At 42.0% G+C, this 26,019-nt stretch carries 19 protein-coding genes, 14 tRNA genes, 3 rRNA genes and 2 riboswitches; of the genes, 5 read left to right on the top strand and 31 right to left on the bottom strand.

What is annotated here, in order from left to right:
• Positions 1-41: 41 nt before the first annotated feature.
• Positions 42-686 (bottom strand): GntR family transcriptional regulator, encoded by a 645-nt coding sequence (locus ACKXGF_RS03970; protein WP_411954948.1) that lies wholly within the window; start codon positions 684-686, stop codon positions 42-44.
• 192 nt (positions 687-878) lie between these two features.
• On the bottom strand, positions 879-1,796 hold the full coding sequence (locus ACKXGF_RS03965) for an alpha/beta hydrolase (protein WP_411954947.1): 918 nt from the start codon (positions 1,794-1,796) through the stop codon (positions 879-881).
• Positions 1,797-1,969: 173 nt separating this feature from the next.
• On the opposite strand from ACKXGF_RS03965, the gene ACKXGF_RS03960 reads away from it, so the two are divergent.
• Together ACKXGF_RS03960 and ACKXGF_RS03955 are read left to right on the top strand one after the other, a co-directional pair.
• The gene (locus ACKXGF_RS03960) at positions 1,970-3,358 is read left to right on the top strand and encodes a hypothetical protein (protein WP_411954946.1); all 1,389 of its coding nucleotides are present in this window, start codon (positions 1,970-1,972) and stop codon (positions 3,356-3,358) included.
• An 80-nt stretch (positions 3,359-3,438) separates the two neighbouring features.
• Positions 3,439-4,371, top strand: a complete 933-nt coding sequence (locus tag ACKXGF_RS03955; RefSeq protein WP_411954945.1) for a DMT family transporter — start codon at positions 3,439-3,441, stop codon at positions 4,369-4,371.
• 82 nt (positions 4,372-4,453) lie between these two features.
• On the opposite strand, the gene ACKXGF_RS03950 is transcribed toward ACKXGF_RS03955, so the two are convergent.
• The 8 genes from ACKXGF_RS03950 to ACKXGF_RS03915 all read right to left on the bottom strand — a co-directional run bounded on the left by ACKXGF_RS03950 (position 4,454) and on the right by ACKXGF_RS03915 (position 11,740).
• Positions 4,454-5,338 (bottom strand): DUF3231 family protein, encoded by an 885-nt coding sequence (locus ACKXGF_RS03950; RefSeq protein ID WP_411955554.1) that lies wholly within the window; start codon positions 5,336-5,338, stop codon positions 4,454-4,456.
• A gap of 117 nt (positions 5,339-5,455) precedes the next feature.
• Complete coding sequence (locus ACKXGF_RS03945) at positions 5,456-6,526, bottom strand: IS30 family transposase (protein ID WP_411953264.1); 1,071 nt, start codon at positions 6,524-6,526, stop codon at positions 5,456-5,458.
• Between the two features lie 74 nt (positions 6,527-6,600).
• On the bottom strand, positions 6,601-6,771 hold the full coding sequence (locus tag ACKXGF_RS03940) for a DUF3231 family protein (RefSeq protein ID WP_411954944.1): 171 nt from the start codon (positions 6,769-6,771) through the stop codon (positions 6,601-6,603).
• Between the two features lie 125 nt (positions 6,772-6,896).
• On the bottom strand, positions 6,897-7,886 hold the full coding sequence (locus tag ACKXGF_RS03935) for a Rieske 2Fe-2S domain-containing protein (protein WP_411954943.1): 990 nt from the start codon (positions 7,884-7,886) through the stop codon (positions 6,897-6,899).
• Positions 7,873-9,234: a nucleobase:cation symporter-2 family protein gene (locus ACKXGF_RS03930; protein WP_411954942.1), complete on the bottom strand. Its 1,362-nt coding sequence runs from the start codon at positions 9,232-9,234 to the stop codon at positions 7,873-7,875. The genes ACKXGF_RS03935 and ACKXGF_RS03930 overlap by 14 nt, the downstream gene beginning before the upstream one ends.
• A gap of 126 nt (positions 9,235-9,360) precedes the next feature.
• A riboswitch (purine riboswitch) is annotated at positions 9,361-9,462 on the bottom strand.
• A gap of 134 nt (positions 9,463-9,596) precedes the next feature.
• The gene (locus tag ACKXGF_RS03925) at positions 9,597-10,412 is read right to left on the bottom strand and encodes a ZIP family metal transporter (RefSeq protein WP_411954941.1); all 816 of its coding nucleotides are present in this window, start codon (positions 10,410-10,412) and stop codon (positions 9,597-9,599) included.
• Positions 10,413-10,436: 24 nt separating this feature from the next.
• The gene (locus ACKXGF_RS03920) at positions 10,437-11,384 is read right to left on the bottom strand and encodes a cation diffusion facilitator family transporter (RefSeq protein WP_411954940.1); all 948 of its coding nucleotides are present in this window, start codon (positions 11,382-11,384) and stop codon (positions 10,437-10,439) included.
• Between the two features lie 32 nt (positions 11,385-11,416).
• A complete protein-coding gene (locus ACKXGF_RS03915) occupies positions 11,417-11,740 on the bottom strand; it encodes an ArsR/SmtB family transcription factor (protein WP_411954939.1) in 324 nt (107 codons plus the stop codon).
• A 298-nt stretch (positions 11,741-12,038) separates the two neighbouring features.
• On the opposite strand from ACKXGF_RS03915, the gene ACKXGF_RS03910 reads away from it, so the two are divergent.
• Positions 12,039-12,164, top strand: coding sequence for a hypothetical protein (locus tag ACKXGF_RS03910; RefSeq protein WP_411954938.1), 126 nt, complete (start codon positions 12,039-12,041; stop codon positions 12,162-12,164).
• Between the two features lie 184 nt (positions 12,165-12,348).
• Complete coding sequence (locus ACKXGF_RS03905; RefSeq protein ID WP_411954937.1) at positions 12,349-12,789, top strand: cell wall hydrolase; 441 nt, start codon at positions 12,349-12,351, stop codon at positions 12,787-12,789.
• A 93-nt stretch (positions 12,790-12,882) separates the two neighbouring features.
• Here ACKXGF_RS03905 and ACKXGF_RS03900 read toward each other — a convergent pair.
• The 20 genes from ACKXGF_RS03900 to ACKXGF_RS03805 all read right to left on the bottom strand — a co-directional run bounded on the left by ACKXGF_RS03900 (position 12,883) and on the right by ACKXGF_RS03805 (position 24,565).
• Positions 12,883-12,965: transfer RNA gene (locus tag ACKXGF_RS03900), tRNA-Leu, on the bottom strand.
• A gap of 77 nt (positions 12,966-13,042) precedes the next feature.
• The gene (locus ACKXGF_RS03895; RefSeq protein WP_411954936.1) at positions 13,043-14,083 is read right to left on the bottom strand and encodes a ribonucleotide-diphosphate reductase subunit beta; all 1,041 of its coding nucleotides are present in this window, start codon (positions 14,081-14,083) and stop codon (positions 13,043-13,045) included.
• Between the two features lie 12 nt (positions 14,084-14,095).
• Entirely contained in the window at positions 14,096-16,372 is a 2,277-nt protein-coding gene (locus tag ACKXGF_RS03890) for a ribonucleoside-diphosphate reductase subunit alpha (RefSeq protein WP_411954935.1), read from the bottom strand.
• A 139-nt stretch (positions 16,373-16,511) separates the two neighbouring features.
• Positions 16,512-16,707: riboswitch (cobalamin riboswitch) on the bottom strand.
• 268 nt (positions 16,708-16,975) lie between these two features.
• Positions 16,976-17,049 (bottom strand) — tRNA-Cys (locus tag ACKXGF_RS03885).
• Between the two features lie 40 nt (positions 17,050-17,089).
• Positions 17,090-17,164 (bottom strand) — tRNA-Gly (locus ACKXGF_RS03880).
• A 3-nt stretch (positions 17,165-17,167) separates the two neighbouring features.
• Positions 17,168-17,242 (bottom strand) — tRNA-Gln (locus ACKXGF_RS03875).
• An 8-nt stretch (positions 17,243-17,250) separates the two neighbouring features.
• Positions 17,251-17,326 (bottom strand) — tRNA-His (locus ACKXGF_RS03870).
• Positions 17,327-17,330: 4 nt separating this feature from the next.
• Positions 17,331-17,404: transfer RNA gene (locus ACKXGF_RS03865), tRNA-Trp, on the bottom strand.
• Between the two features lie 5 nt (positions 17,405-17,409).
• A tRNA-Tyr gene (locus ACKXGF_RS03860) sits at positions 17,410-17,495 on the bottom strand.
• Positions 17,496-17,503: 8 nt separating this feature from the next.
• Positions 17,504-17,579, bottom strand: a tRNA-Phe gene (locus ACKXGF_RS03855).
• Positions 17,580-17,606: 27 nt separating this feature from the next.
• Positions 17,607-17,683: transfer RNA gene (locus tag ACKXGF_RS03850), tRNA-Asp, on the bottom strand.
• A 3-nt stretch (positions 17,684-17,686) separates the two neighbouring features.
• A tRNA-Met gene (locus ACKXGF_RS03845) sits at positions 17,687-17,763 on the bottom strand.
• 100 nt (positions 17,764-17,863) lie between these two features.
• Positions 17,864-17,939 (bottom strand) — tRNA-Val (locus tag ACKXGF_RS03840).
• 9 nt (positions 17,940-17,948) lie between these two features.
• A tRNA-Glu gene (locus tag ACKXGF_RS03835) sits at positions 17,949-18,020 on the bottom strand.
• Between the two features lie 10 nt (positions 18,021-18,030).
• Positions 18,031-18,122: transfer RNA gene (locus tag ACKXGF_RS03830), tRNA-Ser, on the bottom strand.
• A 7-nt stretch (positions 18,123-18,129) separates the two neighbouring features.
• Positions 18,130-18,204, bottom strand: a tRNA-Asn gene (locus ACKXGF_RS03825).
• 34 nt (positions 18,205-18,238) lie between these two features.
• Positions 18,239-18,354 (bottom strand): 5S ribosomal RNA (rrf, locus tag ACKXGF_RS03820).
• 162 nt (positions 18,355-18,516) lie between these two features.
• Positions 18,517-21,446 (bottom strand): 23S ribosomal RNA (locus ACKXGF_RS03815).
• A gap of 173 nt (positions 21,447-21,619) precedes the next feature.
• Positions 21,620-23,184 (bottom strand): 16S ribosomal RNA (locus ACKXGF_RS03810).
• Together the 16S, 23S and 5S rRNA genes with 13 tRNA genes alongside form the textbook arrangement of a ribosomal RNA operon.
• A 499-nt stretch (positions 23,185-23,683) precedes the next feature.
• Positions 23,684-24,565 (bottom strand): nucleotidyltransferase-like protein, encoded by an 882-nt coding sequence (locus tag ACKXGF_RS03805; RefSeq protein WP_411954934.1) that lies wholly within the window; start codon positions 24,563-24,565, stop codon positions 23,684-23,686.
• Between the two features lie 185 nt (positions 24,566-24,750).
• Here ACKXGF_RS03805 and ACKXGF_RS03800 point away from each other — a divergent pair, with 185 nt between their 5' ends.
• Entirely contained in the window at positions 24,751-25,119 is a 369-nt protein-coding gene (locus ACKXGF_RS03800) for a YgzB family protein (RefSeq protein WP_411954933.1), read from the top strand.
• Between the two features lie 78 nt (positions 25,120-25,197).
• Here ACKXGF_RS03800 and perR read toward each other — a convergent pair whose 3' ends face one another.
• Complete coding sequence (gene perR, locus ACKXGF_RS03795) at positions 25,198-25,641, bottom strand: peroxide-responsive transcriptional repressor PerR (protein WP_167261568.1); 444 nt, start codon at positions 25,639-25,641, stop codon at positions 25,198-25,200.
• Between the last annotated feature and the right edge of the window lie 378 nt (positions 25,642-26,019).

Genomic DNA, 26,019 nt, shown 5'->3' with positions numbered 1-26,019 from the left:
CTAACAATGTTATGAGATTATGAAATAAACTCACAACATTGTTAAACTTCCCCCTCTTTCAATGCATATCTAGCAAATTGTTTGGCTTCCTCAAAATTTGCTTCAGCCAAAGCTTCCACAAACTTAGCAAATTGCTTATGAAATTGAACCATTGTTTCTTGATTCCACTGGACTTGGGCGAATACGTTAAGGATTTGATTTGCCTCTTCGTAAAATCGCATCAAGGCCTTGTTATCTGCTAAATACATTACATACCTGAGCATCAATTCAGCACTATGCTGATAATGAATCAAATCTTGGCGTCCATAATACGTCAGCACATCCTCATATAACTGATGCCATTTTTCACTATGAGCGTCATTCCATACTCTCGAAACGGCAACAATACCGTATTGGATAATGTGAACCATGACCTCTACATAATCTGAAATATCATCACGTGTAAATGATTTTACAATCGTTCCCTTTCGTGGAATACGATCGACGATGCCGTTCACTTGTAACAAATATAAAGCTTCACGCACAGGAGCACGACTCGTTTCCAACTCTGATGCTATGTTTTCTTCAACAATTTTATCACCAGAAACGAGTTCCCCTTTCATGATCTTCCGCAAAATTTCCTTGCTTATTGATTGTGGTAATGATTCTCTAAAGTAGTCACTATGTTCTGATTGATGGTTAAACATGTTTTCTCCCCATTTATCATTGTTTGTAGTTAGTATATCAAAAGGAATCAGTATTAATATAGAATCTTTCCGATCATGAACTAAAAAACACATGCTGCATCAATACCAGATTTGATGATCAACACGTGTTTTGGTCGTTTATAACAGTTTATGATGAATTAACGCTTAGTAATTTTAATCAACCACAATTAATTACTCAACTAACCATTCGCCCATTAACTCTTGCGCTTCTTGATCGCGAAGAACACCAAAATGAGATAAGCCATCTAAGATACTCACATCAACTAAATCATTTGAAGCAAAAACATCTTCATAGGCGTTTGTATGAAAGGATTGATCATCTGAACCTGCAACAACGAGCGTATCTTCATCCAATCCGTCAATATCAGACTGATAATCTGAACGTGGATGCATTGATGTTTGCAGACGATAGTCATACCTCAACGTTTCTGTGCCATCTCTATAGGTTTCAGGCATATTGAATGAAATCACGGATTGCCCATTCAAATAAGATAACCCTACTTGATTCAACATCGAAAGACCAATCATACGCGGTAAACTAATATTTGCCCATTCACTTTCACTTTTATATACATCTGAATCATGATGAATATAAGGAGCTATCAGCAAATATCCCGCAAGGTCATGTGCAGAGTCACCACCAGCATAACGGATAACCGTGCCACCCCCGCTCGAATGACCACCCAGAATGATTTTACTGTCAGGATATTCTACTTTCACTTCATCAATTAAATCATCTAAGTCGTCTTCAAGTTGCCCAATATAATTTACTTGCCCACGATTTTCAGGATTTGGTCCATGCCCCCTGAAATTTGGCGTATAAACCGTAGCGACACCCGCTTCAGCCAAATGATTGGCAAGTGGAGCCAAATAGCGACTGTGATAGCCAGATCCATGCAAAAGAATAAGCACTTGATCAGCCTCGGATGAATAATGCCGATAGGATAATTCGGTATCGTCACGCGTTTCATATGTTTCTAATTCGGGCACTTGATCATCTGATACTTCAATTTGATTAAAGTTTAAGTCTGATGCTTGATCTTTTGGTTCTTGAACTGGCCCTAAAAGCGTTAAGCCGTGCGCAATCATTAAATAAATCCCCGCAGATGACAGAGCAACAATCACGACAACTTTCATGATTTTTTTAATTAAAATCAACCCTTTAGTAATTATTTTTAATTATTCTGATAATATCATGTGGCATACATATACTCAATAAAATAAAATTATGATATGCTAAAAATAACAAGGAGGGTTTCATAATGATTGAACAGCCCATAACGATTTACAATCACAAACAACACCCTGTCACACTGAATGCGTTACGACTGACGAATTATGCCCGTGCGCAAATCATCGAAGCTATAGACAGTACACAACAGTTTTATTATTTGTTTTTCTATAAAGGAAAGTTTATTACTGCCAAAACAACCTCGACTCTTAAACGGTTTTCCTTTACCGCAAAAGCCTTCAGCTACGGTCACGTCCATCACGCACCTCACCCATTCATTAAAGCTTTTCTAAGCGCGAATCCTACTATGAAAATGATTAATAACCAACAGCTACTTCGAAAACTCAACGACAAATACTCAAAGCATGATCAAGCGTACATCCTCACCATGTTTGAATCATTTATTAAAAAACAACAACTTTTCGACCATCTTAAATCTATGTTTTATGAAGACCGACGTGAAGGCCACCTATTTTCCGCTTATCAAACGATTCAAATTATGAAAGATTTCACCCCTAACCATAGCTTTGTTAAATCATTAATAAACGACCGTATTTTCAAAAAGTATTTTACGATGTACCAAGACCAAAATGAGAAACTGTTCCAACACGATGTCATTGAATCGGAAAAAATTATGTTCAATGAACCTGAGCACTATTTCAATTACTACATGGACCACCTTAAAGCTGAAGATCGATTAATCGAGTTAACAATGATTCAGTATCATCAATTGAAAACCGCCCCAACAGAAGCTATTTTAAAAACTTTCGAAAAGAACTTTCCTAAGGCGTTATCTGATGAAGACTTATTAAAACTTTATGATGAATTGGCTAGTTTCAATTCATTCAATCCTCTCCAAAACCGTTTACTTAAAAAATGTATCGAATTTGGCCATCTCAACCAATTATCCAGTATCGTTTTGAAGCATGATCTTGATTTAAATGCTCAAGATGCAAAACAACTGACAGAGATCATCACTCGGCAAACAGATAACAACTTAACTGCGCATCCCCAAGGATTACAACGACTATTGATTAAATTAATCGAATTTAGCCCTCAAGAAGCAGACAGATTATTATACCCTTTCGTAAGCAACTTGCTCGGTCAATATAATATAAATGAACTGCATAATTGGTTAGAACCATTCCGTGATTTAAATCCGGATTCAAACGTCTTAGCCAAATTTGACCGTATTTATACGCTATATAACGACTTGGACCATGTTCAATCACTAGGCGAGTTGTATTTTGAATTCAAACAATGGGATCAAGCACTTGATTGCTTTAGCATGGCATCTGAATTAAGGCCAGATGACTCTAAACCATTAAAATGGTTGTCGAAAACTTATCTTGAAAAAGGTTTAAAAGCTGAGTCAGAAGTCTATCAGAAGATGTATGTTGACTTACAGAAGCAGGCCTGACGAACCAACTTATCAATTCAATCAGCAACCTGTCTATTGTTATGTTACGATAATAAGTAACTTACCTTTGGAGGCAGACCATGGACAGGGATGAACAGACAAAACAACCAGGTATTTCACTTAATAAAGGAAGTGTATGGGGGCTCATTATTGCGATCACTCTCATTTGGGGTTATGCATGGGTCTTAATGAAAGCGTCGCTTGATTATATGGGGCCCTTTACATTTTCATCTTTTCGTTTCGGTACGGGGGCCTTAACATTACTATTCTTTGTATGGATCGCTCGCTTAGGACTACCTCCCAAACGTTATATTAAACACTTAATCATCATCGGATTCTTACAAACAACGGTTGTATTTACATTGGTCATGTTTGCATTAATGTTTGTAGATGCGGGAAAATCATCCGTCCTTCTTTATTCCATGCCCTTGTGGAGTAGTTTACTCGCGGTGAAATTATTAGGAGAACACTTATCAAGATGGAAAATAGCAGGCCTCATTTCAGGTATGCTTGGTCTACTAACAATTCTGGGGTGGGATATTTGGCTCGGACAAAATATTGAAGTCATTATTGGAGAGTTATTAATTATTATTAGTGCCATTTCATGGGGAGTCGCAAATATTTATTACCGATTAAATGTGTCTGACCTTCCCAAACTTCAATCGTCAGCCTTTCAGATGCTATTCGGTGTACTCGGTATTTTCATCGCGACACTTGTCATGGAATCTGGTCAACCGATTATTTTTAACACCGAAAGTATATATTACATACTATTCACAGGCGTACTTGCTTCGGCATTATGTTTTACTGTGTGGTATGTCATCATGAGTACAGTCGATATGGTGACAGCCACAATCTCGACATTGTTAGTTCCAATGTTCGGCTTAATCTTAAGTAGTTTATTACTGAATGAGCAATTGACGATTGGTGTGATTACAGGATCAACTCTCATTTTAGTAGGTATTGTTTTATCTCAAATTACTTATGACAAAAAGCGTACTGAACACAGGTGAATTTAATCCCCAAAATGAATGGGCCAGAAACCAATATTAGTTTCCGGCCCATTTAAATTTATGAAGTCCTGACTTAAGTGTCTTATTTCTTCTTCGCTAATTCCTCGCGATCTAGTGCTCTAGGTGGCTCTTCTAACCAACCATGTTTAATCATGATATTAGCCCCATCCTCAGCGTATAACAATGTTTCATGAATTAAACGATCATAGTGAACAGCTACATCTCTTCTCGGGCTCATCGACATACTTGCCCCGTAGTACCCGACACTGATCGCAATTAATGACGTCGTATAAAACATCATTAATTTATCTGAAAATGTATACGTCGTCGAGTCGGTCACTTCAGTCTCTGATGTCGGTGGAATATCGATATCATTGTCACCCAATACTGAACCAAATATCTCGCAATGTTTCTTTGCGATCTCTTTGCCGCGTAGGCAGTACTCTCTTACTTCCTTGCTATTCGCAACTTGGCTAAAACCAATTAAGATAGCTGTACCTAAGGCATTTCTTTTGTAATTCCCTTCTAAGTTTGTGATCTCAGGGCCTGTAAGCGGTCGTTTATTACCAAAGTATCCTGTAAGAAAGCTTTGTTTTTGGACGAAATCTATACCTTCAGGAACTGGTAGATAAGATCCTCTATTAAATATACCTTTCTCCATTAGCAAGTCCGTTGCCTGTCGCAATAATTGATCTGATTCTTGGAGGCAGTTACTAAAAAAGTTATACACATCTTCCCGAGGTGAATAAGGCAAGCTCATACTGTAAGTATTGAGACCAAGTATTCCTAATTGCTCAAGATAATTTAAGACAAATGAGTCCGTAAATAATCGAGTTGCGGTAAGATCCACGTCCTCTTCTATCTTAAAACCATGAGGAATCGGATAATTTTCTTGGTTAAAGATCTCGGTTATCTTATCAATATGGCTTTCAGATAATGTGATGGCTTGTTGAATAACTGTTTTAATATCCTAAATTTCAAGTACAAGTTAGCCACTGGGCCAGCCCCTGCTATGGGGAGATTGTGAATAGATGAAGAGAGTTGACGCTCTCCCCCCTAGGGGGGAGCGAAATGTCACAACTATCTAAGCTATTGCCTTGACCTCTGTCATGAGTGCTTCCTGTGGCGTGCGATAATTGAGCTGTTTCCGCGGATAGGTATTCATCCACGTTTGTACGCGTAAGGTTTGTTGCTGACTCACTTGACTGATGGGGTGACTTTTCGGTATAAACCGTCGAATCAATTTGTGCTGATTTTCGCTGGTGCCGCGTTCATAAGATGCATAGGGATGACTAAAATAGACTTGGGTCGTTTCTTTTAAATCCGTTTCTAACGTGCTGAACTCCGACCCGTTATCTGACGTGATGGTTTTAAACATGGCGCGCATGTCTGTGCCGGTTCGCTCGGCCAGTGACTGAACGGCTTTTGAAATCGATGATGCATCCTTTCGGTCGACTTTAATAACGCATTCAAACCGTGTTTTACGCTCGGCCAAGGTGAGTAATACCTCATCATCTTCACCTTTAACGCCCAGTACCGTATCAATTTCCCAGTGTCCGAACTCTGCTCTGTCTTCAATATGTTTCGGCCGCTCTTCAATGGAAGTACCTAACTTGCGCTTATTTTCTTTACCGTGCCGCCCGGTCTTTCTAGGTGCGCGACTGACTTTCTCAAGCAGGTCAATATTCTTCGTCCGCATAATGCCGATGTTGATCCAATGATAGAGTGTGGTAGTGCACGGTAGTAAGGCTTGGGCATACGGAAAATGGACTTTCAAATAACCGACGACAGCGTCTGGAGACCATCCGTCCTGAAGCATCTTGGTATCCGCCCATTCTATGAATGTAGGGATACCAACCCATTTCGGTATACGCCCGCAGTTTAACCGATTTTCTTCGTACTGACGTTGGCCGACATCTGGGAAATAAACGGGATGCGTATAGCGGTATGTTTTGCCATTTTGTTTCTGTTCTCTTGCTTGCGTCACCGAACCCCGTTTAATCTCATTATTGATTGTTTGCGGCGCACAGCCTAATACTTTGGCGATTTGACGGTGAGAATAGCCTTCCTGCTTTAACACTTGGATTTTTGACCGTTCATCCGCGCTTAAGTGTTTGCCCTTAGTGCGGGGCATGTTATCATTAAATGGCGTCATGTGATTTCATTCCTTTATTGAGTGTTGTGGTTAACTTCAATATAACATGAAATTCACATGGCGTTTTTTATGACTTAAGTGGCTAAGTTCATTATAAAATCCACCACTGTTTTAATATCCTCATCCTCACATTTTTCTTCAAAAAACTTTAATTGGCAAATCGCCCCACTATCGTTCATATAAGTTGTCCATAAGTTCGTGATTTCTGAAGCGGTTAACCGGGCATTCTGATTATCTACTGCCATTTCTATAAACACTCCAATCCGTTGTAAAATAAGGCTGAACTTAGTGTTACCCAACTTAACGTTAAAAATAACAAAAAAGAGTAATACCAATTCGGCATTACTCAAACATCCTAACTAAATCGTTATTACTGTGACAAGTCCTTCGGCATCGTGCCGTTTTCAATACCCAATTCATCTAACCAACGACGATACGCAATCGTGAGTGCATCTGATTTCAAATGCATTTCAGCTTGTAAATCTAACGGGAGCAACTCTGGCTTTTGACTTTCCACAATATCTAAATCCTGATAAAAAATCGTGTCTTGAAAGTCACGGTATGGTTCATCTGGTTGATCAAGCTCATAATTACGTGTTAATAACATGAACACCTGGCATTGCTCATCATCCAATTGATTCACAGCTGTAAAAATCGTCAGGGCCTCATCCAAGCCTTCCGTCGTTTTCGTAAACTGAGCAACCGTTGGGGTTAAAATTTCATAAACATAATCCGTATAACCACCTTGTCCACGTCCATCTGCATCTGGTTGATAAACGGGAATCTTACTCGTGATAAATCGACCATCCACAAAATTCACGTCATAATCAACGACTTCAGCATGATCAGCATCACCTAACATCCCTTCATGCACAAACATTAAATGAGACACATCAAGGAAATTTTCAATAATTCTTGGCGCATTCGCTTTTACATCATAAGGACCACAAATCACTGTACGATGATCCTCTAAATGATACTCAGGAAAATCTGCTATTGCTTCTGGCTTATCACCTAAACAAACCCATATCAGACCTAAGTGTATCTGGCAATGATAAACGACTGCTTTTGCCTTTTTAGGAATTGGACGCTCACATGGGAGTGCTGGAATTTTGACGCAAGCGCCAGAAGATTCATATTCCCACGCATGATAAGCGCATACTAATCGCCCATCAACGACACTCCCAAGCGATAGTGACGCACCCCTATGTACACATAAATCTTTAAAGGCATGCACGCCTTTCTCATTGCGAAACAACACAACAGGTTCGCCTAATACATGCACTTGCTTCGGTTCATCTGCCACTTCATCTGCTTTACATACAGGATGCCACTGATTCCATAATTTATCTTGTCGCATAATTCATCTCCCTTTCTGTTGTCATCACTTGATCATCCGATTTTTCTGGCAACACAATATTTAAAACGAGCGCACTAATGGCGCCAACCGCTGTACCAGACGACACGATATACATGACGATATTCGGAAGCGAATTCGACACCTCAGCTGGAATGAGCACCGCAAACATAGCCATCATCACGGGTACACCAATGACGATCATATTCCGTTCAGTAAATGGTGAATGTTTAATGACTTTAAAGCCGTTCATCATAATGACAACGCATAAGATTGCAAACACCCCATTAATAACGACACCAGGAATACTAGCAATCACATTCATAAATTTCGGCATCATGCCTAAAGCAACTAAAATCATACCGCCAGCTAGGATTGGTTTACGATTACGAACACCTGTAATTGCAATAATTCCCGCATTCGAAGAGTAACCCGTTACTGGTGTACCACCAAAGAACGATCCGACGAAACAACCTAATCCTTCGCCAAAAGCACCTCCATTAAGCCGTTTATCATCTAGCTCTTGATCTGACACTTCGCTAACAGTAAACCATGTGCCCGTTGTTTCAATCACAACAATGACATAAATTAGCATCATGATTAGAATCGCATCCAGTTCAAATGTTGGCGTTCCTAATGCAAACACGCTCGGCAATGCGAACCATGATGATGAAGCAACTGAAGAAAAGTCGACTAATCCAAAGAATGAAGCCGTCATTGTTCCAATCCCAAGCGATAAAATAACCGATATTAATTTTATAAACTTAAACCGGGAAGCTGTTTTTTCTCCGATATACATACTTCCAATCAATATGGCAGCTGTTAAAAAGGCGATAAAGAAATTCACGTTAAAGCTTCCCTCTGCGCTGTATATCGAGTTGATCGCACTTGGCATCAGCGAAATACCAACGACAACAATCACCGTTCCTGCCACAATTGGTGGAATAAATTTCATGACCACTTTACTAAACAATTTAAGTGGCTTGCCTAATAAAGCAATCAATAAAGCGCCTGGCATTAAACTTCCGATCATAGCTCCAATACCTGAAGTGGTACCGATAGCAGCTAAAGCACTCAACGGCACAAACGATGGCCCTTGCATAACGGGTAACTTCATCGCAAAACCTGCCTGAATTAATGTTGCAATCCCACACGCTAAAAATGTCATTTGAATTAGTAAGGCGGTATCACCAACTGATAACGACAATAGTCCTGCTAAAATGATAGGTGGAATAAACAAGTCCATTGCCAATACATGTTGTAACCCAAGAAATAACGACTTTCCTGTTGAAGTGTTCTCCTCTTCTTCATCCTTAGAAAGCACATCGTTCGCTTCATTTAATTGTTCCAAACAGACCCCATCCCTTCTTGATTTTCTAATCATAATAAAAAGCTCGCCACACATACTTTTCATCTGAAAAGCATGTACGACGAGCTGTATTAACGACACTGATCCACGAATCAACATAGATAGTCTACACCCTGTACTGCTTTTCATAGTCAGTTTATTTACGGTAAACTGGTAGAAACTCGCAGGCCATATCCCCGCTATTATATGAAAAACATATAGATCGAATCATTATTAAATTTTGATAAAGTTCGTTAATTGATTAAGAACGTCAATTGTTTTCTCTTTCGATAATTACAATGTAACAAAAACCGAATGATTAATCAATAAATTATTTTAAAAGTTTGTTTTAAACAAATCATACATTATCCAAGCGCCACATCTAACATCATCATAATCGTAAAACCGACAATTAAACTCAATGATGCTAAATCTTTATGTCCGTTCTCATGCGAACCTGGGATTACTTCTTCAGCGACGACGAATATCATTGCACCTGCTGCAAAACTAAGAGCAAATGGTAATAACGGCTCCATAATCGTCACCGCTAACACACCGACAACAGCTGATATTGGTTCAACCATGCCGGAAAACTGTCCATACATGAAACTTCTTCTGCGTGACATCCCTTCACGACGAAGTGGCATGGAGACGGCTGTTCCCTCTGGAAAGTTCTGAATTCCAATTCCGAGCGCTAACGTCACAGCACCCGCTAGCGATGTGGAATCAAAACCACCTGCCACCGCTCCAAAAGACACGCCAATAGCTAAGCCCTCTGGAATATTGTGAAGGGTGATCGCTAAAATTAACAAGGTGCTTCGCTTTCTTTTACTAGGATTCAACCCTTCTGCATCTGTCATTGACGTATTAGGATGCAAATGCGGAATCAATTTATTAATGCCCCATAGGAAAAAGGCGCCCGTTAGAAAACCTGACGCAGCAGCGACCCATGCTGGCATAGCATCGGATTCAGCCATATCAATAGCAGGTGCCAGTAACGACCAAAAGCTGGCGGCAATCATGACACCACCAGCAAAGCCTAACATGCCGTCGAGTAATTTTTGGCTCATCGTTTTCTTAGTAAATACAAGCGCAGCTCCTAAAGCAGTCATCCCCCACGTAAATAACGTTGCAATTAATGCCTGCATAGCTGGGCTTAACGATATAAACAAATCAAACATTTTTATCCACTCCAAAGAATTATCTTAGTAGTCATGATGATGGCTATGTTCATGAGAATTCGAATCAAGTTGGCACATTAACGAATCATTATGAGGATGATCATCATTTTCTAACTGAATGGTCACGTGACCGATATTTTGCTGTTCTAATTGACGTTCGATTTGTCGAAGTAGTGATTGACATTCACTAATCGATAAATCACCTTCAACGACGACATGAGACGATAGCGCATTTTTACCACTTGTAATACTCCAAACATGCAGGTCGTGAATATTTTGGACGCCCTCAATTTCTTTGATGATACGAACAACCTCATCTAAATCAACATTTTTAGGTTTGCCTTCCATAAGGACATGAATCGATTCACGCGTCACTCTTATGCCACTAATTAAGACCAAGACAGCAACGATCACACTCGCAATAGGATCTGCCCAGCCCCAATTAAAGAAAATGATTAATAACGCAGCTATAATAGCTCCTACAGAGCCTAATAAATCCCCTAAGACATGAAGAAATGCTGCTCGTAAATTTAAATTCTCTTCCGTGTCACCTTGCTTCATCAAAATCCAAGCGACTAATATATTAACAAATAACCCTATGATCGCAATGATTAACATACCTGTTGATGCAACGTCAGGTGGGTTCACAAAACGCCCATAAGCTTCATAAAAGATATAAAACGCAATCAATACTAAGGTTATACCATTAAAAACAGCTGCTAATATTTCAAACCGTTTGTAGCCAAATGTTTTACTATAATCAGCTACTTTTTCACCAAACGTAAACGCCAATAAACCAACACCAAGTGATATAGAATCACTCAACATATGACCAGCGTCAGATAATAAAGCAAGACTATTAGTGATAAAGCCACCGATCGCTTCTAAAATCATAAACCCTGTCGTGATTAAGAAACTAATTAATAAAGCTTTTTTATTAGCGCCATGTGTATGATCATGATCGTGTCCCATTTCAATACCTCCAGATCAAACTTCGGACAAACTTAATTATGACTAGCATGCTCAATCGTTTGTTCTAACATTTTCATCACGTGTTCATCATCATGAGAATAATATAGTGTTGTACCTTCTCGGCGATATTTAACTAAGCGTAAATTTTTTAAAACTCGAAGCTGATGCGAGACCGTTGCTTGCTTAAGGTCCAACGCATTGGCAATACCATTCACCGAATATTCCTTGTTAAACAACAAATGAAGAATCTGAATTCTTGTCGGATCACCAAGCGCTTTAAATGTTTGTGACACGACAAAAAGTGTCTCTTCGTCTAAAGCTTTATGATTTAGGTTAATATGTTGATCGTCAGTCATTAGGGCTTCACCCCTTCTGTAATGAATATTAGTATATATTCATATATTAATATATACTTTTTGAACATGTCAAAATTGATGATATTGTACATCATTTACTAAAAAACTAATTAAATGAACTTTACGGTCGAAGAGAAATTAATGAAAGGAATCAAAGTTGATCTAAAAACAGTTAATACTTCCGGTAAAACGAGGCTGCTGTACTTTGAAACAGAAACTTAAAACGTATATTTCTAATAATAAATTTACTAATACAAGATAAGACTAACAGCAAACAAATAAAAGGAGTGCTTATACCTTGGATAAGAAGCTCAACTTAATTATTGGACTACACATAGCTAGCGCATTAATTTCTATCGTATTTAATATTGTGATGCTTACATTAACCGTTCGACACGACCATAAAGTAACTGGAGAAAAATAGGAGTCTTTTAATGGTGAATTCCCCCAATGATTACTTATCGGGATACTTAAGACCACAAATGAACATATCTCAACACCAATAACTAATAGTAGCTATTTAAAATCTCTAATTCGACAACTAATTTTTTATTTCAAGATTCATATCTTCAAACTTTTATTCATAAAATCCTTAAGAGGTGATATGTGTGGCAAGAGTAGCTTATACCGAAAAAGACGTTGATTTAATTGCCCGATTAATGAGGGCGGAAGCTGTAGGTGAAGGCCGATTAGGTATGCTAATGGTCGGAAATGTTATTATAAATCGAACACGGGCTAATTGTCTGGATTTTGAAGATTTGAGATCGATACGTGACGTGATTTTCCAAATTCAAGGTGGAAATTATTCTTTTGAAGCCGTGCAAGAGGGTAATTTATTTTATCAATCAGCAAGAGAAGCAGAGAAAAGATTAGCAAGGCAAGTTATCGAGTACTGGAGACAACAACCTGCTAAATATGCACTTTGGTACTTTAACCCTTATGGCGAATGCCCGCCTACATGGTTCGGTCAACCAATTACCGGACGATACAAAGAGCACTGTTATTACGAACCACAAGCTAATACATGTGCTAGTGCTTATCGATATTAAACAGCTCACCCCGTTATTGGGGTGAACGGTTTGATTGATAGTTAAAATAAAAACTCGCAAACATTGATTAATCAACATTTGCGAGTTCTATAATACCAGTGGCCGGGCTCGAACCGGCACTCCAAGTAGGAACGTGATTTTGAGTCACGCGCGTCTGCCAATTCCGCCACACTGGCATGGACACGTTTTTCACGTGCATTAACCATAATATGACGAATCAGCTTGTTTGTCAAGGTACTAAAAGTACTCAAATTTACAATTCATCAAATCCATTATCATCCGACACTTTTGTGTATTGACGGGATTTTTGCTCAAAGAAATCGGACTTGCCTTCATCGGCATCTTTATAAGCTTTGATCCACTTAAGCGGGTTATCTTGCACATCCGGAAATGGAACAGGTACACCCATTAACTTACACCGTTTATTCGCTGTATATTGAATGTATTGTTCTAATTCATCCATATTGATTCCGTCGATTTTATTACCTATAATATGTTCGCCCCACTTCACCTCAAGTGCTGCCGCCTCGCGAAATGTATCCGTCACGAATTGTAGGTTTTCATCTGTATTCAGTTCTGGATTTTCGTTTAACGTTTCTTTAAAAATATGAGCAAACAAATTCACATGTAATAATTCATCACGATTAATGTAGTTGATCATCGTGCTCGTTGATACCATCTTTTGATTACGAGCTAAATTATAGAAAAACGCGAACCCTGCGTAGAAAAACAATCCTTCTAAGACGACATCATATACGACCGATTCTAAAAATGCTTGTGGTGACTTCTCTTTAACGAACCGTTCATATCCATCGGCAATAAATTGATTCCGTTCGATTAGGATCTCATCATGCTTCCAATACTCGAAGATCTCATCCTGTTCTTGTTTGTCCACTAGTGATGACAGGACATACGAATAGGACTGGTTGTGAACGACTTCTTGAAACGATAACACTTGCATGAGCGCTGCCAAGCTTGAATCGGTTAAAAAATCTGCGACTTTTGCAGAATAATCTGTTTGTACAGAATCTAAAAACGCCAATAACCCAATAATCTTTTTAAATGATTCACGTTCATCTTCAGTTAATTCAGGCCACTGTTTCTGATCATTCGACATATTGATTTCAAATGGCGTCCAGAAGTTAGCTAGCATGTTTTTATACATAGGATAAGCCCATTTAAACCGTACGTCATCCCAATTAAGCACATTGGAACTCTCACCATTAATAATCCCTGTTGACTTATTGGGTGCATTAAGATCATATAATTGTCGTTCATGCATAGTTTTTTCCATGATTAGCCTCCTTTATGACTCACAGCTTACGCAATCTTCAATGTCTGAAGAGGTCGAGCGTGTATAGTACGTCGTTTTAAAACCTGATTTCCAAGCTGACATATGCAAATCGAGCAATTCTTTCGCTTTAATCGTATTTCGTACATAGAAATTAAACGAAATCGATTGATCAATATGTTTTTGTCGTTTGGCGTTTTGCTCAATCGTCCATTGATGGTCGATATCATAAGCTGATTTATAATACCAAACTGTCTTCGGACTTAGATCAGGTGCCGTAACCGGAATCTTGTAGTCTTTCTTTTCTTCGGAATAAAACTTTTTAAAAATCGGATCAATGCTTGCCGTGCTACCTGCAATAATACTCGTACTTGAATTCGGTGCGACAGCCATTAAATAGCCATTTCTAAGACCATATGTCTGCACGTCCTGTTTCAACTTATTCCATGCATCACCCGTATAATCTTTATTGTCAAAATAACGTCCATCATGCCATTTTGAACCTTCAAACAATGGGTAAGCCCCCTTCTCTTGCGCTAACTCCATACTTGCTTGAATCGTTAAATAGGCAATCTTCTCATATAACTCATCCGCAAACTGCACGGCTTCTTCAGACTCCCAAGCAATTTTGTTTAGAGCGAGTAAATGATGATACCCAAACGTCCCTAATCCGACAGCACGATATTTCTGATTCGTCATTTGTGCCTGCAACACAGGAATATTGTTCAAATCAATCACATTATCTAACATACGGACTTGAATCGGAATCAAACGCTCAAGAACATCTGCAGGGACTGCTTTACCTAAGTTGATACTCGATAAATTACAAACAACAAAGTCTCCAGGCGATTTCGTCACAACGATTTTCCCGTCTTCAGTATGTTGCTCATCGACGGTCGTTGCACTTTGATTCTGCATGATCTCAGTACAAAGGTTCGAGCAATAAATCATGCCAGCGTGACTATTCGGATTTTGCCTGTTTGCCTCATCACGGTAAAACATATAAGGTGTCCCTGTTTCTAATTGACTCACCATAATCCGTTTCATCACATCAATCGCAGGAACCGTCTCTTTTGTTAAATCAGGATGGTTCACACACGCTTCATATTTCTCTCTAAATGACCCAGCACCTTGTTCTTCATCATAATAATCTTCTAAACTAAAGCCCATCACATCTCGAACTTCATGCGGATCAAACAAGTACCAATTTTCACGTGCCTCCACTTTCTCCATGAAAAGATCAGGCAATGTCACACCTGTAAACAAATCATGCGTACGTTGACGTTCGTCACCATTATTTAGTTTCGCATCTAAAAACTTAAATATATCCTGATGCCAGATATCCAAATAAACCGCAATAGCACCCTGTCGTTGACCGAGTTGATCAACACTAACTGCCGTGTTATTTAATTGCTTCATCCATGGCATCACACCACTTGAAACACCTTTAAAGCCTTTAATCGAACTACCGTGTGAACGAATCTTGCCCAGATAAACACCTATGCCGCCACCATTTTTCGATAGGTTCGCTATATCCGTATTCGAATCATAAATCCCTTGCAAACTATCATCAACGGTATCGATAAAACAGCTAGACAATTGACCATATGATTTACCTGCATTTGCTAATGTTGGTGTTGCAACGGTCATATAAAGATTGCTCAAAGCCCAATACGCTTCTTCAACCCATTCCATACGTTTCGATTCCGGCTCATTCATCATTAACGTCAATGCAATCGTCATAAAGCGTTCTTGAGGCAATTCATAAACGCGTCCTTCATGATCCGTTGCCAAATAACGATCAGCCAATGTTCTCAATCCTATATACGTAAAGTAACGATCTCGTTCTGGATCAATCATATTCTCAGCTTGCTTCAGTTCTTCAGCCGTATATGACGTTAAAATATCACCACTGTAAATTTGTTTTTGAGTTAATACATGTTGTAAGTCATAATAAGAACCATAACGCTCTCTCGCCTCGTATTCTCTGTTTTGTCCTGCTTCTTTGTATAACTGTTCTAAGTAAATATTGGCACACACAAAAGTCCAGTCAGGTTCCTCTGGGCTAATTAAATCAAGGCCCCGCAATAATAATTCATTTGTTATTTGAGCTTTTGTCACTTCGTCCTTGCTACCAATAGCCGTCAACACTTTGTCTTCGTAAAGCTCTACGTCTAAATGATCGTACCCCTTTGTAACGCGTTCAATAAACCCCCGTAAACGCTCTTCTAAAAATGTTTCCTGATTTTGTCCTGTGACCACTTTCGTTACTACTTTAGTTACTGTATCCATTCTGTCACGCCTCCCTAAACAAAAAAATTCGCTTCCAACGAGGTTGAAAGCGAATAAAACGACCTATATGACAATAGTAGGATTCTTAGCCTACCTGTAATCACCTGTGTCGTTCCATTCTCTTTCACCCCGAAGACAATGTAACTCGGCTCATACAGACAGGTCTCCTGACTTACGCTTCACTTTACTATGGGCCTTCCCTTATAAGCAGCATTAACTAATCTTATAAAGTGGCAAACCCATTTCATCCACGTTTACAGTTGCGGGGGCAGTTTTGGATTCTCACCAAATTCCCTATTAAGCCTCATAAAGGCATCCGTATAAGCTGAATACAATATGTAGTTTTAAATTAAATAAAAACAACTATATATAGAGTTTAACTAATAATCATTTAAAACACAAGAGATTTTTAGCACTTTATTTATTAAGCATTTTTAAAAATAAACTCATCTCGTTACAAATTACGTTAGAACAATAATAGTTAAAATACGTACTTAGATCATTATCGAATTCCTAACAAAAGATAAAAGTAAATTTATAATAAAAAAAAGCTGATAAACAGATTGTCTACCAACTTGGCTTATGTAATCATATAAAAATTTTTGGAGGCGGCAACCGGATTCGAACCGGTGATAAAGGTTTTGCAGACCTCTGCCTTACCACTTGGCTATGCCGCCATCTAAAGCGGATTATTCGAGAAGTCTAAACTTAAAAAAATGGAGCGGAAGACGGGATTCGAACCCGCGACCCCCACCTTGGCAAGGTGGTGTTCTACCGCTGAACTACTTCCGCTAGTGGCTGGGCCAGTAGGATTCGAACCTACGCATGACGGCACCAAAAGCCGTTGCCTTACCGCTTGGCCATGGCCCAATGTCAAATGGGGCGACCGGAGGGATTCGAACCCTCGAGTGCCGGAGCCACAATCCGGTGCGTTAACCTCTTCGCCACGACCGCCATATGGCAGGGGTAGTAGGAATCGAACCCACATCAAAGGTTTTGGAGACCTTCGTTTTACCATTAAACTATACCCCTATAAGTGGTGGAGGGGGACGGATTCGAACCGCCGAACTCTGAGAGAGCGGATTTACAGTCCGCCGCGTTTGGCCAACTTCGCTACCCCTCCAAAACAAATGGTGGCTCGGGACGGATTCGAACCGCCGACACACGGATTTTCAGTCCGTTGCTCTACCGACTGAGCTACCGAGCCATATGTACTACTATTTAAATTTTAAAATGGCGGTCCGGACGGGACTCGAACCCGCGACCTCCTGCGTGACAGGCAGGCATTCTAACCATCTGAACTACCGGACCTTTTGGTTGCGGGGGTAGGATTTGAACCTACGACCTCCGGGTTATGAGCCCGACGAGCTACCAGACTGCTCCACCCCGCGATATTGTCTGCTTTTCATATTGAAAACAGATTAAGTTTAGAAAGATGACACGTTTATTAGTTTACGATTTTTTAAAATGAAAGTCAACTAATAATTTCAATGGTGGAGGATGGCGGGCTCGAACCACCGACCCCTTGCTTGTAAGGCAAGTGCTCTCCCAACTGAGCTAATCCTCCGATCAGGAATGACCCGTACGGGACTCGAACCCGTGTTACCGCCGTGAAAGAGCGGTGTCTTAACCGCTTGACCAACGGGCCGTATAATTAATGGCGGAGAGCGAGGGATTCGAACCCTCGAGACCGCGGTAGCGGCCTACACGATTTCCAATCGTGCTCCTTCGACCACTCGGACAGCTCTCCAAAAAAATGGCTCCAGCGGCAGGATTCGAACCTGCGACCAATCGGTTAACAGCCGATTGCTCTACCTCTGAGCTACGCTGGAATATTTTCAACTGTCCTTGAAGGAGAATTGATCAGCCCGGCGACGTCCTACTCTCGCAGGGGAAGAACCCCAACTACCATCGGCGCTAGAGAGCTTAACTGCTGTGTTCGGCATGGGAACAGGTGTGACCTCTCTGCCATAATCACCGGACAAATAATTATGTACCAACTTCATGGCGACATGTTTAATTATATTCACCTTCGAAGAAAATTTCAAGGTTAAAATGAAATTTAATTCCTCTTAAAAAGGGTACAAGTACCCTCAAAACTAGATAAGATGATACCGTGCAACGTCGACCAGGCGTCTTAACCGTTAGTTAAGTCCTCGATCGATTAGTATCCGTCAGCTCCACGTGTCACCACGCTTCCACCTCGGACCTATCAACCTCATCGTCTCTGAGGGATCTTACTTGCTCGAGGCAATGGGAAATCTCATCTTGAGGGGGGCTTCATGCTTAGATGCTTTCAGCACTTATCCCGACCACACGTAGCTACCCAGCAGTGCTCCTGGTGGAACAACTGGTACACCAGCGGTGTGTCCATCCCGGTCCTCTCGTACTAAGGACAGCTCCTCTCAAATTTCCAACGCCCACGACAGATAGGGACCGAACTGTCTCACGACGTTCTGAACCCAGCTCGCGTACCGCTTTAATGGGCGAACAGCCCAACCCTTGGGACCGACTACAGCCCCAGGATGCGATGAGCCGACATCGAGGTGCCAAACCTCCCCGTCGATGTGGACTCTTGGGGGAGATAAGCCTGTTATCCCCGGGGTAGCTTTTATCCGTTGAGCGACGGCCCTTCCATGCGGAACCGCCGGATCACTAAGCCCGACTTTCGTCCCTGCTCGACTTGTAAGTCTCGCAGTCAAGCTCCCTTCTGCCTTTACACTCTGCGAATGATTTCCAACCATTCTGAGGGAACCTTTGGGCGCCTCCGTTACTCTTTGGGAGGCGACCGCCCCAGTCAAACTGCCCACCTGACACTGTCTCCGAACCGGATCACGGCTCGGGGTTAGAATGTCCGTACAGCCAGGGTGGTATCCCACCGGCGCCTCCGCCGAAGCTTGCGCTCCGGCATCTTAGGCTCCCACCTATCCTGTACAAGCTGTACCAACATTCAATATCAGGCTACAGTAAAGCTCCACGGGGTCTTTCCGTCTTGTCGCGGGTAATGCGCATTTTCACGCATAGTATAATTTCACCGGGTCTCTCGTTGAGACAGTGCCCAAGTCGTTGCACCTTTCGTGCGGGTCGGAACTTACCCGACAAGGAATTTCGCTACCTTAGGACCGTTATAGTTACGGCCGCCGTTTACTGGGGCTTCGGTTCAACGCTTTGTCCCGAAGGACGAACGCATCCCCTTAACCTTCCAGCACCGGGCAGGTGTCAGCCCCTATACTTCGCCTTACGGCTTCGCAGAGACCTGTGTTTTTGATAAACAGTCGCTTGGGCCTTTTCACTGCGGCTCCCTAGGCCGTAGCCTAGATGAGCACCCCTTCTCCCGAGGTTACGGGGTCATTTTGCCGAGTTCCTTAACGAGAGTTCTCCCGATCACCTTAGGATACTCTCCTCGCCTACCTGTGTCGGTTTGCGGTACGGGCACCTCTTTCCTCACTAGAGGCTTTTCTAGGCAGTGTGAAATCCGGGACTTCGGTACTTATGTTCCCTCCCCATCACAGATCATGCGTCCGATGGACGGATTTGCCTATCCATCACACTCTCTGCTTGGGCGTGCACATCCGGTGGCACGCTTCCCTTATCCTCCTGCGTCTCCCCGTCGTTCGAACGGAAAGGAGGTGGTACAGGAATTTCAACCTGTTGGCCATCGCCTACGCCTTTCGGCCTCGGCTTAGGTCCCGACTTACCCTGAGCGGACGAGCCTTCCTCAGGAAACCTTAGGCTTACGGTGAAGAAGATTCTCACTTCTTTTTCGCTACTCATACCGGCATCCTCACTTCTAAGCGCTCCACCAGTCCTCACGGTCTGACTTCTAAGCCCTTAGAACGCTCTCCTACCATTGTCCTGCGGACAATCCGCAGCTTCGGTGATGTGTTTAGCCCCGGTAAATTTTCGGCGCAACGTCACTCGACCAGTGAGCTATTACGCACTCTTTAAATGATAGCTGCTTCTAAGCTAACATCCTGGTTGTCTGAGCAACGTCACATCCTTTCCCACTTAACACATACTTAGGGACCTTAGCTGGCGGTCTGGGCTGTTTCCCTTTCGACTATGAACCTTATCACCCATAGTCTGACTCCCAACGGTAAGTCATTGGCATTCGGAGTTTGACTGAATTCGGTAACCCGATAGGGGCCCCTAGTCCAATCAGTGCTCTACCTCCAAGACTCGCTACGTTGAGGCTAGCCCTAAAGCTATTTCGGAGAGAACCAGCTATCTCTGTGTTCGATTGGCATTTCACCGCTACCCACACCTCATCCCCGCATTTTTCAACATACGTGGGTTCGGGCCTCCAGTCAGTGTTACCTGACCTTCACCCTGGACATGGGTAGATCACACAGTTTCGGGTCTACGATGACGAACTGATACGCCCTGTTCAGACTCGCTTTCGCTGCGGCTCCAGATCTGCTCTTTAACCTTGCTCGTCCTCGTAACTCGCCGGTTCATTCTACAAAAGGCACGCCGTCACCCATTAACGGGCTTCGACTACTTGTAGGCACACAGTTTCAGGTTCTATTTCACTCCCCTTCCGGGGTGCTTTTCACCTTTCCCTCACGGTACTGGTTCACTATCGGTCACTAGGGAGTATTTAGCCTTGGGAGATGGTCCTCCCGGATTCCGACGGAATAACACGTGTTCCGTCGTACTCAGGATCCACGCCGGAGGATACACCGTTTCGATTACCGGGCTTTTACCGTCTCTGGCGAACCGTTCCAGGTTGCTTCATCTACCGTGTATCTTGATCACTCCGTATGGCGTGTCCTACAACCCCAAGACGCATGCGCCTTGGTTTGGGCTGTTTCCGTTTCGCTCGCCGCTACTCAGGAAATCGCGGTTGCTTTCTCTTCCTTCAGGTACTGAGATGTTTCAGTTCCCTGAGTTGTCTTCCATGACCTATGTATTCAGCCATGGATACGACCCCATTACGGGTCGTGGGTTTCCCCATTCGGACATCCCCGGGTCGACGCTTACTTACTGCTCGCCGAGGCATATCGGTGTTTGTCCCGTCCTTCTTCGACTCCTAGTGCCAAGGCATCCACCGTGCGCCCTTGTTCACTTAACTAACTCTTAACTCCATGGCGAACCATCAAGTTATGCGTGAAAAGACGCTTGTGTCTTTACTTGCTTTTCGATGCTTTGGTATCTCATCTTATCTAGTTTTCAAGGTACTTTTCAAAGGATCATCGATCCTTCAAAACTAAACAAAATAGCACTGTCGCCTCCTATATTCCTTAGAAAGGAGGTGATCCAGCCGCACCTTCCGATACGGCTACCTTGTTACGACTTCACCCCAATCATTGGCCCCACCTTCGGCGGCTGGCTCCGTGAAGGTTACCCCACCGACTTCGGGTGTTGCCAACTCTCGTGGTGTGACGGGCGGTGTGTACAAGGCCTGGGAACGTATTCACCGCGGCATTCTGATCCACGATTACTAGCGATTCCGGCTTCATGCAGGCGAGTTGCAGCCTACAATCCGAACTGAGAATGGCTTTATGGGATTAGCTCGACCTCGCGGTTTGGCTTCCCTTTGTACCATCCATTGTAGCACGTGTGTAGCCCAGGTCATAAGGGGCATGATGATTTGACGTCATCCCCGCCTTCCTCCGGTTTGTCACCGGCAGTCATCCTAGAGTGCCCAACTGAATGCTGGCAACTAAGATCAGGGGTTACGCTCGTTACGGGACTTAACCCAACATCTCACGACACGAGCTGACGACAACCATGCACCACCTGTCATTCGGTCCCCGAAGGGAAGACCCAATCTCTTGGGCTGTCCGAAGATGTCAAGACCTGGTAAGGTTCTTCGCGTTGCGTCGAATTAAACCACATGCTCCACCGCTTGTGCAGGCCCCCGTCAATTCCTTTGAGTTTCAGCCTTGCGGCCGTACTCCCCAGGCGGAGTGCTTATTGCGTTAACTGCAGCACTAAGGGTTGGACCCCCTAACACCTAGCACTCAACGTTTACGGCATGGACTACCAGGGTATCTAATCCTGTTCGCTACCCATGCTTTCGCGCCTCAGCGTCAGTTACAGACCAGAGAGCCGCCTTCGCCACTGGTGTTCCTCCACATATCTACGCATTTCACCGCTACACGTGGAATTCCGCTCTCCTCTTCTGTCCTCAAGTTCCCCAGTTTCCAATGGCCCTCCACAGTTGAGCTGTGGCCTTTCACATCAGACTTAAGGAACCGCCTGCGCGCGCTTTACGCCCAATAATTCCGGACAACGCTTGCCCCCTACGTATTACCGCGGCTGCTGGCACGTAGTTAGCCGGGGCTTTCTGGTGAGGTACCGTCAAGGTGCCGCCCTATTCGAACGGCACTTGTTCTTCCCTCACAACAGAGCTTTACGATCCGAAGACCTTCATCGCTCACGCGGCGTTGCACCGTCAGACTTGCGTCCATTGCGGATGATTCCCTACTGCTGCCTCCCGTAGGAGTCTGGGCCGTGTCTCAGTCCCAGTGTGGCCGATCACCCTCTCAGGTCGGCTACGCATCGTCGCCTTGGTGAGCCGTTACCTCACCAACTAACTAATGCGCCGCGGGCCCATCTGTGAGTGATAGCTAGAAGCCATCTTTGATCATCGAACCATGCGGTTCGATGCGTTATCCGGTATTAGCCCCGGTTTCCCGGAGTTATCCCCGTCTCACAGGTAGGTTGCCCACGTGTTACTCACCCGTCCGCCGCTCGTTCCACGAGCGTCCACCCCGAAGGGCTTCAGCTCGCTTCCCGCGCTCGACTTGCATGTATTAGGCACGCCGCCAGCGTTCGTCCTGAGCCAGGATCAAACTCTCCAATTAAAGTGTTTGATTTGGCTTATTGTTTCTTAATTTCGTCTCCGCTTTCTTCCTATTAACAAATAAGAAGAAAAACGAATTGACGACAGGCTATTTTGTTCAGTTTTCAAGGTTCGATGTGTGTCGCGTTCGAAAGCGACAATGACTAATATACCAAGTTAAAAACCGAAAGTCAACAACTTTTTATTAATCTTTTTAATCGATTGTTTAAATCGATTTTGCTTTCAAAGCGACATTAATTAATATACCAACTATAAACATCATTAGTCAATAGTTATTTTAATCAAATGATTTCGCTTCTCTTTAAAAAGCGACTTTATTAATGTATCAACTGAAATTAGAAACGTCAATACATAATCGCAAATAACAACTACGAATCATTAACTCGGAATCATTCGGTTGTTAATGCGACGTTTATTAATATAGCACGGGGGTTCATCTACCGTCAATAACTTTATTCATACTTCTTCAATATCATTATTTTCGAAAAACTCAACCTTTATTAATCACCTTTTTCTGCAACATGGTAACAACGATGAAAAACTTGCTTTCCTTTCGTTTTAAGTAAGTGAGTTTCAACAATACCTCTTTCTACTAAGTATTCTAATAAGATTGATAAGTCTAAAGCATAGTGACTAACCTCAGGATGTAGTTTCAAATCACCAAAAGTCCATGGTTCATTACTTTGACGCATGACATCCAATAAATGTTTTACACTTTGTTCTGCTCTTGAATGAATCGCAAAATCACTCGCCAGAATCATAAGCTGTATCCGTTTTTCCACTGGTTCGTCACCATCTATTAATTCCCGATACAATTTGTAAACTTCAGAATCAATGCGTTGAACTTGGTTCCATACCATATTTTCAGGATGAAAGCCTTTTTCAATAACGGTTAAGCGTGCCAAATAATGTAGTGACCGGATCATTAAACTATTGGCATCTAAATAGTGTTTTGTTTCAAAGAGTTCCTTGCATTCTCGGTAAGAACGGACGAGTTTAGCAAATTCAATGACTTTTCGAAGTTTGCGACTTTGTTCAGGGAAATCGCGTAACATGTTCTTCAACTCAGAAACATAGTCATTGCGATCATAGATAATAGATCCTTTCGTCAACCATTCAACAATCTTTCGATAACCACTCGTGTCAATCCATTCATGTAATAATGTTTCTGAAACAACATGCATGGCTGCTTTTTGCTGATCATTAAATTCATAATGCTTCACATACCATGGGTCTTGGGCTTCTTTCACTATCACTAATAAAATACAATCAAATTGATCCGTCACTGAAAGATGACTGTCGTTTTTTTGAAGCATTAATATCCCTAAAGTATTCGCATGACTAGCTCGTTCTTGATAAATAGGTCTTAAAACATTTTCCATCCTCTGCTCCTCCTCGAATTTCCTTGTATACTTTAATTCGACAAAACTAAGCAAATTCCTTGTTCATTCACAGATGTGTCAAAAAATAATGCTATACTTGTACTATATGAAAACTTACAATATGAAAAGAATCATCATTTCATTTATAATGGTTATAAATATGATTCGACGAAGGAGTGAAACGAGTGGGATTAAAATATAGTAATAAGATCAATAAAATACGGTCCATTGCGTTAGGGTTAGTTTTTGCAGGCATGATCATCATGTATATTGGGTTGTTTTTCCGTGATACCGAATGGCTTATGCTTTCATTTATGATATTAGGTGTACTTGCAATCGGTTTGAGTACCGTTATTTATTTCTGGATTGGGATGCTTTCAACACGAGCTGTTCCAGTCGAATGTCCATCATGTGGCAAGCAGACGAAAATGTTAGGGCGCGTTGACGCTTGTATGTTTTGTAAAGAACCACTCACCTTAGATAAAGACCTTGAAGGTAAAGAGTTTGATGAGAAATACAATTCTAAACAATATCAAAAAGAACAGGAGAGCTGAGATCATTACAGTTCTCCTGTTCTTTTTAGACACAAAAAAATCGGCCTATTCCTATAGACCGACTAAAATCCTTGTTATTTAGTGACTCACTTCTGCTTGGCATGCATCACATGTTCCGTAAACTTCCATACGGTGATCCGTCACATTGAAGCCTGTCACTTGTTCTGCTAACTGCTCGACTTCGTCTAATGACGGATAATGGAAGTCTTCAATCTTCCCACATGAGTTACAAATAATATGGTAATGGTCTGACATATTACAATCAAATCGGCTAGATGAATCGCCGTAAGTTAACTCACGGACTAAGCCAATATCTAAAAAGACACGTAAATTATTATAAACCGTTGCAACACTCATGTTAGGAAATTTGCTTTCAAGTGCTTTATAAATCTCGTCCGCAGTTGGATGATTCATTGAGTGCATGAGATATTCCAGCACTGCATGACGTTGTGGCGTAATGCGCACACCTGATGATTTTAATGTTGTTAATGCTTCTTGCATTCTTTCTTCAGTCACCGTCATGCACCTCTCTTTCCAACAAAATAATATTATTACTTTAGAATTCTTATAATTAGTGTAAAACGGTCGGTTTGTTTTTGTCAATTTAATCGTCTTTTGATTAGCTTAACTTTGGTGAAGTCCGTTGTTGATATTGTGATCCGCTATCGGTGGACGCTTTTACCCATAGGGCACAAGTGCAACATCTGTTCAATCTCACTACGTTCGTTTTTCACAGTGTTTTCTATGCAGGGGCACGGCTCGAGCCTCCTCGGCCCAAACGCGTGGCCTGCGGGGTCTCGAGACGCGTGCTTCTCCCACAGGAGTCGCCACCTACGCTTCTCACAATTCAACAACTCAGTGCTATATCAATTAAAAATCAGCACTAAACTTTAACAGAGC

It is taken from the genome of Alkalibacillus sp. S2W, assembly GCF_046764385.1.
Classification (GTDB): domain Bacteria; phylum Bacillota; class Bacilli; order Bacillales; family Alkalibacillaceae; genus Alkalibacillus; species Alkalibacillus almallahensis.
Note: the sequence above shows the minus strand (reverse complement) of the source record. Positions and strands in the feature narration are given on the sequence as shown.

Bases quoted from the DNA above. Each gene is read 5' to 3' on its own strand.
- ACKXGF_RS03970 (WP_411954948.1), bottom strand. From the start codon at position 686: ATGTTTAACCATCAATCAGAACATAGTGACTACTTTAGAGAATCATTA.
- ACKXGF_RS03895 (WP_411954936.1), bottom strand. From the start codon at position 14,083: ATGGAAAAAACTATGCATGAACGACAATTATATGATCTTAATGCACCC.
- ACKXGF_RS03965 (WP_411954947.1), bottom strand. From the start codon at position 1,796: ATGATTGCGCACGGCTTAACGCTTTTAGGGCCAGTTCAAGAACCAAAA.
- ACKXGF_RS03920 (WP_411954940.1), bottom strand. From the start codon at position 11,384: ATGGGACACGATCATGATCATACACATGGCGCTAATAAAAAAGCTTTA.
- ACKXGF_RS03805 (WP_411954934.1), bottom strand. From the start codon at position 24,565: ATGGAAAATGTTTTAAGACCTATTTATCAAGAACGAGCTAGTCATGCG.
- ACKXGF_RS03925 (WP_411954941.1), bottom strand. From the start codon at position 10,412: ATGTTTGATTTGTTTATATCGTTAAGCCCAGCTATGCAGGCATTAATT.
- ACKXGF_RS03935 (WP_411954943.1), bottom strand. From the start codon at position 7,886: ATGCGACAAGATAAATTATGGAATCAGTGGCATCCTGTATGTAAAGCA.
- ACKXGF_RS03960 (WP_411954946.1), top strand. From the start codon at position 1,970: ATGATTGAACAGCCCATAACGATTTACAATCACAAACAACACCCTGTC.
- ACKXGF_RS03940 (WP_411954944.1), bottom strand. From the start codon at position 6,771: ATGGCAGTAGATAATCAGAATGCCCGGTTAACCGCTTCAGAAATCACG.
- ACKXGF_RS03890 (WP_411954935.1), bottom strand. From the start codon at position 16,372: ATGGATACAGTAACTAAAGTAGTAACGAAAGTGGTCACAGGACAAAAT.
- ACKXGF_RS03915 (WP_411954939.1), bottom strand. From the start codon at position 11,740: ATGACTGACGATCAACATATTAACCTAAATCATAAAGCTTTAGACGAA.
- ACKXGF_RS03955 (WP_411954945.1), top strand. From the start codon at position 3,439: ATGGACAGGGATGAACAGACAAAACAACCAGGTATTTCACTTAATAAA.
- ACKXGF_RS03945 (WP_411953264.1), bottom strand. From the start codon at position 6,526: ATGACGCCATTTAATGATAACATGCCCCGCACTAAGGGCAAACACTTA.
- perR (WP_167261568.1), bottom strand. From the start codon at position 25,641: ATGACGGTGACTGAAGAAAGAATGCAAGAAGCATTAACAACATTAAAA.